Source organism: Citreicella sp. C3M06 (assembly GCF_018860705.1).
GTDB lineage: Bacteria > Pseudomonadota > Alphaproteobacteria > Rhodobacterales > Rhodobacteraceae > Salipiger.
Map to the genome: position 1 here is coordinate 13069 of NZ_JAHKQA010000084.1, position 10760 is coordinate 23828.

The window sequence follows — 10760 nt, forward strand, 5'->3', positions numbered from 1 at the left end:
CGATTGATGAAGATAATCCCACTCAACACGCGTCTGTCATCGACCCGAGGCTTACCATGGGACTTGGGGAAAAAGGCGCCAAACGGGCTATCTGGGCGTCGATCAGCCAGAAGAGATCAGAGATGTCACCGCTCCTTGTTTGGAGCCGTCAATCATGCAGCAGACCTGGAACCTATGGGTCATGATCCTAGTCAAGCGGAGCGCCGGTGTCAGCCCTTCCACGACATTCATGGCCTGCGCTGCATGGCACCAAACGCCGGCACAAAGGTGGACTGCGGGTATAGGCTGCATAAACCATCGAGGCCGATAGCGAGGGGGATGGCGCCATTTTGGGATTGACCGTACCGTCGTCAGAGCCCATTTTGAGTGCTGCAATCAAGGGTATATATGCGCCTAATCGCCATCATCGTCTTGACCGGCCTCATGATGCTGGCTGCCTTGCCGCAAATGTCTGCGGCGGGGGCTTCGATGCATGACTGCGCGGCCTGTCCAGAAGCGATGAAGCCTACGGGCCAGCAGATCCCTGCGAACCACCACCAAGCTGACGCGCCTTGCGCTGATATGGCGGCCTGCGCCTCCCATGCTGTTCTCGATGACCGTCAGCCACTGCGCTACGACAGTGTCTTGCGCCTCCGTCATGCGTGGCTTGAGCCTCTAAATGGCACGACGATAAGCCTGTCGTTGGACCTTCCTCCTCCTCGGGCCTGAGCCCGCTCTAGTTGAACTTGGGTCGATTTTGGTCGACCCGTCATCAGGACGCGCAGGCGTCAAAGCCGCGCAGGACAGGATACTCCCATGATCAAATTCACCCTTGCTGGGGCCGCGGTTTTTGCCGTGGCGCTTGGTGCCTATGCTGTCATCCGCTTCCCGGAGCAGGCCACCCCCGTGCAAGAAACCACGGCGCCAGCGCAGGGCGCGCCCATGGTGGCCGTCACGTTGCCCGAGGCGCTGTCGGCCGAGGCGACCATGGGCAAGCGGGCCTTTGATGCGGTCTGCGCGGATTGCCACGGCGAAAACGCCGCCGGGAAAATGGGGTTCGCTCCGCCGCTGATCCACAAGATCTACGAGCCGTCGCATCACGGCGACATGGCCTTCCAGATGGCGGCTGCGAACGGCGTGCGCGCGCACCATTGGAAATTCGGAGACATGCCGCCGCAGCCCGAGGTGACGCGTGCGGATGTGATCTCGATCACCGCCTATATCCGCGAAGTGCAGCGCGCCAACGGGATCAACTGACATGACGCTGACGCGACGCGCCTTTTGCGCAGGTCTGACCTTGGCTCCGCTGGCACGCCCTGCCTACGCTCAGGATATGCCCCTCCTGACGGCCAAGGCGGCCACAGTCCAGCTTGCCCCGGATGGCTATCCGGCGACACCGGTCTGGAGCTATGACGGTACACTCCCCGGCCCGGTCATCCGTGCCGCACAAGGCAGCCGGTTGGAACGACGCCTGATGAATGCGCTGGAGGTTCCGACCTCGATCCATTGGCATGGTATCCGTATCGACAACGCCATGGATGGTGTCGCGGGGCTGACCCAGAATGCGGTGCCGCCCGGCGAGAGCTTCGACTACGCCTTCGATCTGCCCGATGCCGGAACCTATTGGTATCACGCCCACACCAATTCGATGGAACAGGTCGCGCGGGGCCTTGCCGGTGCCCTGATCATCGAAGAGGCGACACCGCCGGACGTGGATCGGGACGAGGTGCTGATGATCGACGACTGGTTGCTGGACCCGGACACGGGTCTTTTCGTCGATGATTTCGCAGCGCCGATGACGCGCAGCCACGCAGGCCAGATCGGCAACCTCGTGGGCGTGAACGGGCGCTACGATTATAAACTGTCGGCCCGACAGAACGAGCGGCTGCGGCTGCGGCTGATCAACTCGGCCAATGCCCAGATCTTCGGTCTGAAACTGGAGGGGATGACCGGCTGGACGGTGGCGATTGACGGCATGCCGCTCGACGCGCCAGAACGGGTGGCGGACACGCTCGTGCTCGCCCCTGCGCAGCGTATGGACCTGATCGTCGACGTCACGGCCGAAGAGGGGGAAACCGCAGGGCTTCTTTTTGCTGCGGCGGATGATACTTGGCGCGTGCTGGCCGAAGTCTCTGTCAAAGGACGGGCCGCGTCGGTGCCTCGCGGTGCGCCTCAGCCCTTGCCGCGCAATCCGCGCATGGAAGTTGTAGGCGTCGACGCCGCGCCTGTCCTTGATATGCCGCTGCAGGGCGGTGCAATGCGCGGCCTGGAGAGTGCGACCTTCGACGGGCAAAAACTGGGCTGGCAGGAGCTGGTGCAGCATGGCCAGTTCTGGGCCTTGGCCGGACAGGTCGGGCTAGGCGAGACGCCCTTTGCCACCCTGTCGCGTGGGGAGACAGCCCGTATACGCATGACCAATGACACGATCTTCCCGCATGCGATGCACCTGCATGGGATGCATTTCCGGGTGCGCAAGGAAGACGGCGCTCTTGGGCCGCTGCGTGACACGGTGCTGGTCATGCCCAGCGAGACGACGGAAATCGCCTTCGTTGCGGATAATCCGGGAAAGTGGCTGCTGCATTGTCACATGTTGGGGCACGCCGCCTCTGGCATGACGAATTGGATCATCGTGTCATGAGGGGGCTGCTTCTGCTTACAGCAGCGCTTTCGGGCTTGGCCTACCCCGTCGGGGCGGACGAAAGCCGGGATGGCGCTGCGCTTTATCAACAGAACTGCGCCTCCTGTCACGGTGTGGAGCTTGAGGGTCAGCCGGACTGGCGCAGGGCTGGTCCAGACGGGCGACTGCCTGCGCCGCCCCATGATGCCACGGGCCACACTTGGCATCATGGCGACGACATCCTGTTTCGCATCACGCGGGATGGCACCGCCGCTGTGGTGGGTGGTGGCTATGAGGGCAACATGCCGGGCTTTGGCGACAGCCTCAGCGATGCGCAAATCCGCGCGATCCTCGACTACATCAAATCCACTTGGCCAGAGCGCCAACGCGCCCACCAAAGAGAGGTCACGCGGCAGGAATAAACCGGAAAATGCAACTGTTCGGGAACATTCACCCACTGGAAGGTTGTTGGTTCCCTGAACGAACCTGGAGGTGCCGATGGCCTATTCCCGCTTTTTCCTGATGATTGCCGTGTCCACGGCCCTGATGTTCGGGTTGATGTACCTGAACACTTATCTGTTCAGCCATGTCTTCTGGTCGGAAACGCGGGCCTATATGGCGATCGTCATGGGGGCGGTCATGGCCTTCGTCATGCTGGCCTTCATGCTTGGCATGTACAAGAACCGCGCCTTGAACATCGCTATCCTTGTCGGCTCCGTCGTCATCTTCGCAGGGGCGCTCTGGCTGGTGCGCAGTCAGGTGACGGTGCAAGATCGCGCCTACATGCGGGCGATGATCCCACACCATTCGATCGCCATCATGACCTCGTCCCGCGCGGAAATCACCGATCCAAGGGTCCGCGCCTTGGCGGATGACATCATCTACGCTCAGGACAAGGAAATCGCCGAAATGCGCTATCTGATCGCGGATATATCGGCAAATGGGGAAGCGGCATCTGCAGGGGATGAGCCCGCATCCGAATTGAAATCCGCTCAGGACGCCTTGTCCAGCGAGGTTGTCGCCAAGGTCGACCCGGAGTTCCTGACGCAGGCAGATATCGCTCAGGTCTTCCCGGATGGGGCCGTGTGCAGCTTCACCTATACTGAGACGAGCCCGCCCGTTTTCGCGGCAGGAGGCGACACCGCGCTGGTCAAGATCAGCGGTGATCTTGTCCGCCTCGATGGCGGGGGAGAGAGCTTTGCGGCTGACCCCATAACGATCCAGCTGCGCGAAACCGAAGATGACAACCTTCAGGACTTTGTCATCAGCGCGGGCCCCGACTACGAAGCCGGTTTCCGCGGTCAGTACAGCTGCACGAATTGAGGATGATGATCATGGAAAAGGATATCACGAAAACCGCCGTTCTCTATCGCATGGTCATGCCAGAGCATACTTGCCCCTTTGGGCTGAAATCCAAGGATCTGCTGGAGCGCAATGGCTACGTCGTCGAAGACCATCACCTGAAGACCAAGGAGGAAACCGAAGCTTTCAAGCGCGAGCATGACGTCAAGACGACTCCCCAGACCTTCATCAACGGGGAACGGATTGGGGGGCATGACGAGCTGCGCATCTTCCTCGGGATCGACCCGCCCAAGGAAGAGCAGAGCGACACGACGTACCGCCCTGTCATCGCGATCTTTTCGGTCTGTGCGCTACTGGCGCTTGGGCTGGCGTGGCACCAATACAGCACCATTCTGACCTGGCAGAGCGTCCTGTGGTTCCTCTCGCTGTCGATGACGGTTCTGGCGATCCAGAAGCTTCAGGATGTCGAGCAGTTCTCGACGATGTTCCTGAACTATGACCTGCTGGCGAAACGCTGGGTGCCTTACGGCAAGGTCTATCCCTACGCCGAAGCGCTGGCTGGCATTTTGATGACGGCGGGTGTTCTGACATGGATCTCCGCGCCCGTTGCCCTGTTCATCGGGACCATCGGGGCGGTCAGTGTGTTCAAGGCGGTCTACATCGACAAGCGCGAGTTGAAATGTGCCTGCGTCGGCGGGAACTCCAACGTGCCGCTCGGCTTTATTTCCCTGACCGAGAACTTGATGATGATCCTGATGGGCCTCTGGATGGGGCTGCGCGCCCTCGGCGTATAAGATGAGAAACGGGGGCGGCGTCGGGCTGCCCCCGATTGTTATTCCGGCTTAGCCAACGTGCTCGGGCGCAACGGTGGACGTGAAGGTCGCGGTGACAAGCAGGATCACAAGAAAGGCCGCGACCTCCCACCGGATCGACGCCCGCAGGGGGCCCGCGTTTCCGGTCTCGGCCAAGGCCGGTGTCAGCCGAAGCTTGTTCAGCCCTGCAAGCCCAAGAAGCAGCGCGACCACCGCGAGTTTCAGCGTCAGGAACTGGCCCCAGGGTTGGGTGAGGACCGCGATAGGATCGCCCGTCAGGATCACCAGGATCACGACGCCTGCTGCAACAAGCAGCCCGACCATGACCAGCGCCGCCTGACCGAACCGTTCGACAGTGCGGACCGCGGCCCCGTTGCCGCGCCCTGCCATGTCATAGAGCGGATAGAAGCCCCCGATCCAGAAACTGGCGGCAAGGATGTGGATGACGAAAAGCGTCGAAAGCGCCAGCCTCGGCTCGCCGGTCGCGTGACCGCGAAGCGCGAAACTGACGGCCACAAGAGCAACCCCAAGCACCGCCAGAGGGTGCGTCCAACCGCGATTGAACACGATGGTCGCGATGCCGAGTAGGCCAAGAAGGCCTGCCTCTACCGACAACCCAAGTGGACTGGACAGGGCGATCTGGAGCATCATCGGATCAAGCGCGCCACCAAAGCCCCCGTAGAAAAAGGCCGCACGTAGCGGGATGTTCAGCGCGCTGAACACGATGCCCACCACGGCAGACCATGCTGCAAGCCGCCTGAGGCGACGGCTTGCAGCGGCATCCAGCTCCGTGAGGAGCCAGAGATTGATGACGGAGCCCGCCGCAAGCAGGACAGTGACATACATCCCCGCTTTGACGAGGATCGAGGCGATCTGCACCGGTTCCAGTGCGGCAAGAACTCCGCCCATGATCAGTTCGCGACCTTGAACGCGAAGCTGCCGTTCATCGGGTGGCCGTCCGGCGACATACCGCGCCAGTCGACCTTGTAATTGCCCGGCGCGAGCTTGGGCAGTTTGCCTTCCCAAGTTTTCACGGACTCATTCGCGGCTGGGCCGTTGATCTTGTAGGTCTTGCCGTCCGGCGCTTTCATCGTGACGGTAGTGATCTGCATCGGGTCTTTGAACATCAGGTGCATGACCTTGGTGTTCGCGCCGACCGTCTGGCCGTTGCTTGGCATGGTCATCATGCCCTTGCCATGTGCCAATGCAGCGCCTGCGCTCAGGGCAAGACTGGCCGACAGCGCGGCGGAAGTCAGAATCGTACGAAGTTTCATTGGGATGTTCCCTTGGTTGGTTCAGGTTGAAAAGGCTGCGCCCTCTCCGCGGCTTCGACGTGGCCGAGAGGGCGCAGAAAAATCAGAACATGAGGTTGACGCCGACTACGCCGGTCAGCTCGCCGACCTCATGGCCATGATCGCGCAGAATGTCGGCTGTGCCGCCAAAGGCGCGTTCGTAGTTCACGCCGATATAAGGAGACAGGCTGCGACCGATCGGGTCATAGCTCAGGCGCAGCCCCAGCTCGACAGAGCCGCCGCCCGCCGCAATTTCGCGCGCGAGATCATCCGCCAGCGGAAGGCTGACCTCGACAGAGGGGGTCAGGATCAACCGGTTGGTCAGCAGGCCTTCGTATTCCACTTCCGCCCCGAAGTAGGGATATTCGGAGATGTAGAGCGCCGCTTCGACTTCGAACCACTGCGGCGCGAGGCCGGTCACCCCGAAAGCGCCATAGTAGCGCTCCGGCGCGCCGTCCGGCGTGGAAGCGGCGACCCCGACAAACCCGTCGAAGAAATCGGTGATCGGTTTCTGGAGGCGGATCTGGTTGTCCATCTCTTCGAAATCGCCGCCCTCAATTTTCGCGCCTTCGCTCTTCCAGACGAGCCGCAACTCGTCATTGCCCATCCAGGCCTCGAACCCCCAGGCAAAGGAGTTCTCTTCATTACCCACCCGGTATTCAAGCTTGTCGGTCCGCACGCCCCAGACAGTCGGGGACTTCGCCGGATCGGCCATCGCGACAGAGGTGAAAGTCAACGCAAGCGGAAGCCCGAGGGCCGTTCCAAGCAGTCGTTTTTTCATGTGATCGGGTTCCTTGGAATGCGCGCCCATCAGGACGGCCCGCCTTCGACGATGACCTTGCGGAACATGCCGCCGGCCATGTGATAGGAGAGGTGGCAATGAAACGCCCACTGGCCGGGGGCATCGACTTCGGTCTCGGTATAGAGTGTCGTTCCCGGAGCGACGCTGACCGTGTGTTTCACGGGGTCGTATGCCCCTTTGCCGGTGTCGATGATCGTCCACATCCCGTGCAGGTGCATCGGATGCGCCATCATGGTCTCGTTGACGAACTTGAAGCGGACGCGCTCGCCGTATTTCAGGCGGATCGGGTCGGCATCCTCGTATTTCACGCCGTCGATGGACCAGATGTAGCGTTCCATGTTGCCGGTGAGCCGGATCTCGATCTCGCGGGTGGCGGGGCGATCAGGGTAGAGCGGCTTGCGCGCGGTGAGGTCTTCGTAGCCAAGGAACTTGCCGCCATTCGCCGCCGTCGGGATCAACCCGCTGCCCGGAGCGTAAAAGGCGGCGCCCGGCGCGCCCTCGGCAGGGACGACAGGCGTCCCGGCGGACATGTCCATGCCGCCCATGTCCATCCCGGACATCATGCCAGACATGTCCATGCTGCTCATGTCATGGCCGGAGTGATCCATCCCGGACATGTCGAACCCGCTCATATCCATGCCCGAGTGGTCCATCCCCGACATATCCATGCCGCCCATGTCCATCCCCGAGTGATCCATTCCGGACATCATACCGCCCATGTCTGCCATGGTCAGAAGAGGCTGAGGCCGCATCTTGTAGTAGGGGCCGACCATGCCTTCGGACGGCGCCAATGTGCCCCGCACCATAGCGGTGCGCCCCGCGCTTTCCCCGATGATCGAATAGGCCTTGGCTGCGCTCGGCTGGACGATCACGTCATAGGTTTCCGCCACAGCGATGCGCAGCTCGTCCACCACGACCGGTTTGACATCGTTGCCATCGGCCTGCACCACGGTCATTTTCAGACCGGGCACGCGCACGTCGAAATAGGTCGTCGCCGAGGAGTTGATCAGGCGCAGGCGCACCTTCTCGCCGGGTTTGAAGATCCCGGTCCAGTTCTTCTGGGTGCTGGCCCCGTTGATCAGCGGCGTGAAGCCCTGAACGTCCTCGATATCCGTGGGCATCATGCGCATGGCACCCCACATTTTCCGATCCTGAAGGGCGGCTTTCAGACCCTCGGCACCTGCGTCCTCGATCAGGTCCTGCGCCGTGCGCTGCGCGCGGTTGTAGTAATCCGCCGAAGCCTTCAGGTTGCGGAAGATCCGCGATCCGCTGTGCGGATGCTTGTCGGTCAGCTGGACCACGTAGTCGCGATCCGTGGGCACGGCCTCGCCGCCCTTCGGGGAAATCACGATGGCTCCGTAGGCACCATCGGGCTCCTGAAAGCCGGAATGGCTATGGAACCAGTAAGTGCCGGCCTGTTCGATCGGAAAGCGGTAGGTGAAGGTCTCGCCTAGCTTGATGCCGTTAAAGCTGATGCCCGGCACGCCGTCCTGCTGGAACGGCAGGATCAGGCCATGCCAATGAATGGACGTGCTTTCGCGCAAGTTGTTCTTTACGCGGATGACGACGTCTTCGCCTTCCTGAAAGTGCAGAATAGTGGGGGTCTGGCTGCCGTTGTAGCCGATCCCGGTCTTTTTGAAGGTCCCGGTGTCGATCCGGACCTTGTCTACGGTGATATCGTAGGTGTCAGCTTGCGCGGGCAGGCCGAGGGCAAGCCCCAGCACTACGGCAAGAGGCCGCAGAATATTCGTGTGTTTCATGTGTTTTCCGTGAGCGCGGACCAAAAGGTGCCCCCGCAAAGAGGAGGTCACTGCCAAGGCAGCGAAGGGAGGGGAGAAGGATCAGATGGGCCGGAGGTTTGAACCTGAAAAATGGCCACAAATGATCGGATTGCCGGACGTAGCCGTTCAGGCGACGCCGCAATCAACGCCAGTCAGGCGTCCTCAGGCCAGAGGGGGCCGAAGGTGGGAAAGAAGGACGGATTGCAGGGCCAAGCTGGGCTCGGCAGGGTTCAGATCAGCGATCCGAACGTCCTTGTGCAGGTCGACAGCAGACGTATTCCCAACCTGATCCGTGCAGGCAACGCTGCCGCAATGCAGCAGCCCCATTGGCTTGGTCTGTTGCTCGGCCGAGAAGGCAACATCGACCACCTGATCCTGAAGGACGAAGACTTCTCCGCAATGCGTATGCTGAGCCACAGGCTCTGCACAATGTTCGGCCATCGGCATCACATGCGCAAATGCACTCGTAACAACGAGCTGCAATGCAACAAGAATGATGAAGACTCTACCGAGCACATAGTTTCCTTTCGTCCACCGACGGTAAACACGCCTCGGCGGTCAGCCGTCAAGTAGGAAGAGGCCCTCCAGCTGCTGGAAGCTAACGACTATGTGAGGTAGGGGCCGTGTCGCGGGCATGTCAGCCCAGTGTACCGTCTAAGCTGTCTTGTATCGACCCAGCGGAATCTGCTCAGGTCAGGCCGCTAAAGTGAATGCCTCGGCGGGCGTGCGCGTGGCAAGCGCTTGTGAGGGCGGCGGTTATTGTAGAAGGCAATCCAGTCACGGATGACGCGCATCGCATGCTGGATGCTCTCGAAGCGGTGGCGATCCACGCATTGCTCCTTCAGCGTCCTGATGAAGCGCTCGACCATGCCGTTTTGCTGCGGGCAGTGCGGGGTGATGAACTCCTGCTTCAGCCCGTAGCTGCGGACGATGGCTGTGAAGTGATGGCTGGCGAAGAATGAGCCATAGAGGCGCCATTGGTTCGAGCCCAATGGCGAATGCCGTTTTCAGAGCGCAGCAGGAACTCCTCCTCGACCCGGCCCAAGGTGCCGAACCTGGCGATCAGGGCATGCTCGGGGGCGGCACTGGCGGTCGTCGCCTTGCCGGATTTCGAGAGGTGCCAACCCAGAAGCGCGCGCTTCTGACAGTCGATCACCAAGGCCAAGGAGGCCCAGCCGTCCTTGCCCGTCCAGATGCGGGCGAGATCGGTCGACCATCTCTAGTTCGGCGCAGCGGCAACCGACGGCACGGCTTGGATGCGGGGCCGCATACCGACAGCGCGTTTGCGAACCCATTGCCCGGCAGGCGCATCCGCAGGATGCTGCCGAGAAGGGCCAGCCCTTGATTTGAAAGCTCCTCTGCACCGTCGTTCGGCCCTCTCACTCGTACCAGTCGCGCTCGGGGCCTCACTGTTGAAGCCCAGGAGCCAGGCCACGGTCCGATAGCCGAAGGACGGCTCCTCCTCGATCCACTGCCCGGCAACACATGCTTGCATGTGTGAGAGGGGTCTTCTTGATCGGTTCGGCGAAGCGGGGATCGACCTTCGGCGCGGCTTTCACCGGCTTGTAGTAGACCGTGCGCCGGGGAATGCCGAGCCACGTGCAGAGCTTGGCGGTCGACACCGCGACGCCCTCCGCCAAGAGGCCCTGCTGCATTTTTCGGGCCGCAGCTCCAGCAAGGCCTCGCCATAGGCTTCCTGAAGGTCCCGGAGCTGCTTCTCGTATTGATCGCGGATGTCGAGTGGGTTGGCGCGCAGCGAGTTCTCCATCCCCCGCTTGGCGTCTTCAACCCGGCCCTCGATCTCGGAGGGTGTGAGGTCGAATGATCGACTTGCTTTCGACACGGTCGTCTTGCCCTGGATGATCTCAATCACCAGGGTCGTCATCGGCTTCGTCGTCCAACGCTTGATGCTGTCGTCCATCGTCATACTCATCGCTACGTTCTCCCGGCTCTGTTGTACAAATCCGGTGTGGGATTCATCTGGTGAATCCAGCGTGGTAGCTGCTCTGTATGAGCAGACCGACACAACCGACTTACAAGACCACGAACTGGCCAACCTATAACGAAGCGCTCAAGCGCCGCGGTTCTCTGACGATCCCCTGACCGGCAGAACATGCTTGCATGTGTGAGAGGTTGGTTTGACCCCGAGATGAGCAGGGATGCCGTGCCGACAGG

Annotated in this window: 12 protein-coding genes and 1 pseudogene; 6 read left to right on the plus strand and 7 right to left on the minus strand. The window is 61.4% G+C overall.

Annotation, left to right across the window (positions count from 1 at the left end; genetic code table 11):
- Positions 1-124: pseudogene (locus KO516_RS20215) on the minus strand (IS5/IS1182 family transposase); the annotation flags it as partial.
- Between the two features lie 671 nt (positions 125-795).
- Between KO516_RS20215 and KO516_RS20220 the strand changes: the two are divergent.
- From KO516_RS20220 to KO516_RS20240, 5 genes are all read left to right on the plus strand, one after another.
- Positions 796-1236 carry a cytochrome c gene (locus KO516_RS20220; RefSeq protein WP_216005595.1) on the plus strand — a complete coding sequence of 147 codons (441 nt, stop codon included), beginning with the start codon at positions 796-798 and terminating at the stop codon, positions 1234-1236.
- Position 1237: 1 nt separating this feature from the next.
- Entirely contained in the window at positions 1238-2617 is a 1380-nt protein-coding gene (locus KO516_RS20225) for a multicopper oxidase family protein (protein WP_216005596.1), read from the plus strand.
- Positions 2614-3018, plus strand: coding sequence for a cytochrome c (locus KO516_RS20230; protein WP_216005597.1), 405 nt, complete (start codon positions 2614-2616; stop codon positions 3016-3018). Before KO516_RS20225 ends, KO516_RS20230 begins: the two co-directional genes overlap by 4 nt.
- 76 nt (positions 3019-3094) lie before the next feature.
- A complete protein-coding gene (locus KO516_RS20235; protein WP_216005598.1) occupies positions 3095-3919 on the plus strand; it encodes a DUF305 domain-containing protein in 825 nt (274 codons plus the stop codon).
- Between the two features lie 11 nt (positions 3920-3930).
- Positions 3931-4692, plus strand: coding sequence for a MauE/DoxX family redox-associated membrane protein (locus tag KO516_RS20240; protein ID WP_216005599.1), 762 nt, complete (start codon positions 3931-3933; stop codon positions 4690-4692).
- Positions 4693-4740: 48 nt separating this feature from the next.
- On the opposite strand, the gene KO516_RS20245 is transcribed toward KO516_RS20240, so the two are convergent.
- The 4 genes from KO516_RS20245 to KO516_RS20260 all read right to left on the minus strand — a co-directional run bounded on the left by KO516_RS20245 (position 4741) and on the right by KO516_RS20260 (position 8564).
- Positions 4741-5619 (minus strand): CopD family protein, encoded by an 879-nt coding sequence (locus KO516_RS20245; RefSeq protein WP_216005600.1) that lies wholly within the window; start codon positions 5617-5619, stop codon positions 4741-4743.
- Positions 5620-5621: 2 nt separating this feature from the next.
- Positions 5622-5984: a copper resistance CopC family protein gene (locus KO516_RS20250; RefSeq protein WP_216005601.1), complete on the minus strand. Its 363-nt coding sequence runs from the start codon at positions 5982-5984 to the stop codon at positions 5622-5624.
- 82 nt (positions 5985-6066) lie between these two features.
- The gene (locus KO516_RS20255) at positions 6067-6813 is read right to left on the minus strand and encodes a copper resistance protein B (RefSeq protein WP_216005602.1); all 747 of its coding nucleotides are present in this window, start codon (positions 6811-6813) and stop codon (positions 6067-6069) included.
- Positions 6813-8564 carry a copper resistance system multicopper oxidase gene (locus tag KO516_RS20260; RefSeq protein ID WP_216005603.1) on the minus strand — a complete coding sequence of 584 codons (1752 nt, stop codon included), beginning with the start codon at positions 8562-8564 and terminating at the stop codon, positions 6813-6815. Before KO516_RS20260 ends, KO516_RS20255 begins: the two co-directional genes overlap by 1 nt.
- A gap of 204 nt (positions 8565-8768) precedes the next feature.
- Here KO516_RS20260 and KO516_RS20265 point away from each other — a divergent pair, with 204 nt between their 5' ends.
- Complete coding sequence (locus tag KO516_RS20265; protein ID WP_216005604.1) at positions 8769-9158, plus strand: hypothetical protein; 390 nt, start codon at positions 8769-8771, stop codon at positions 9156-9158.
- Positions 9159-9286: 128 nt separating this feature from the next.
- Here KO516_RS20265 and KO516_RS20270 read toward each other — a convergent pair whose 3' ends face one another.
- Together KO516_RS20270 and KO516_RS20275 are read right to left on the minus strand one after the other, a co-directional pair.
- Positions 9287-9577, minus strand: coding sequence for an integrase core domain-containing protein (locus tag KO516_RS20270; RefSeq protein WP_216005605.1), 291 nt, complete (start codon positions 9575-9577; stop codon positions 9287-9289).
- Positions 9578-10140: 563 nt separating this feature from the next.
- Positions 10141-10506 carry a transposase gene (locus KO516_RS20275; RefSeq protein ID WP_252737745.1) on the minus strand — a complete coding sequence of 122 codons (366 nt, stop codon included), beginning with the start codon at positions 10504-10506 and terminating at the stop codon, positions 10141-10143.
- Positions 10507-10760: the final 254 nt, after the last annotated feature.

What these genes read in the sequence shown, in the direction of transcription:
- KO516_RS20220 (WP_216005595.1), top strand. Translation starts at nt 796, where the DNA reads ATGATCAAATTCACCCTTGCTGGGGCCGCGGTTTTTGCCGTGGCGCTT.
- KO516_RS20225 (WP_216005596.1), top strand. Translation starts at nt 1,238, where the DNA reads ATGACGCTGACGCGACGCGCCTTTTGCGCAGGTCTGACCTTGGCTCCG.
- KO516_RS20255 (WP_216005602.1), bottom strand. Translation starts at nt 6,813, where the DNA reads ATGGGCGCGCATTCCAAGGAACCCGATCACATGAAAAAACGACTGCTT.
- KO516_RS20245 (WP_216005600.1), bottom strand. Translation starts at nt 5,619, where the DNA reads ATGGGCGGAGTTCTTGCCGCACTGGAACCGGTGCAGATCGCCTCGATC.
- KO516_RS20240 (WP_216005599.1), top strand. Translation starts at nt 3,931, where the DNA reads ATGGAAAAGGATATCACGAAAACCGCCGTTCTCTATCGCATGGTCATG.
- KO516_RS20235 (WP_216005598.1), top strand. Translation starts at nt 3,095, where the DNA reads ATGGCCTATTCCCGCTTTTTCCTGATGATTGCCGTGTCCACGGCCCTG.
- KO516_RS20250 (WP_216005601.1), bottom strand. Translation starts at nt 5,984, where the DNA reads ATGAAACTTCGTACGATTCTGACTTCCGCCGCGCTGTCGGCCAGTCTT.
- KO516_RS20260 (WP_216005603.1), bottom strand. Translation starts at nt 8,564, where the DNA reads ATGAAACACACGAATATTCTGCGGCCTCTTGCCGTAGTGCTGGGGCTT.
- KO516_RS20230 (WP_216005597.1), top strand. Translation starts at nt 2,614, where the DNA reads ATGAGGGGGCTGCTTCTGCTTACAGCAGCGCTTTCGGGCTTGGCCTAC.
- KO516_RS20275 (WP_252737745.1), bottom strand. Translation starts at nt 10,506, where the DNA reads ATGGACGACAGCATCAAGCGTTGGACGACGAAGCCGATGACGACCCTG.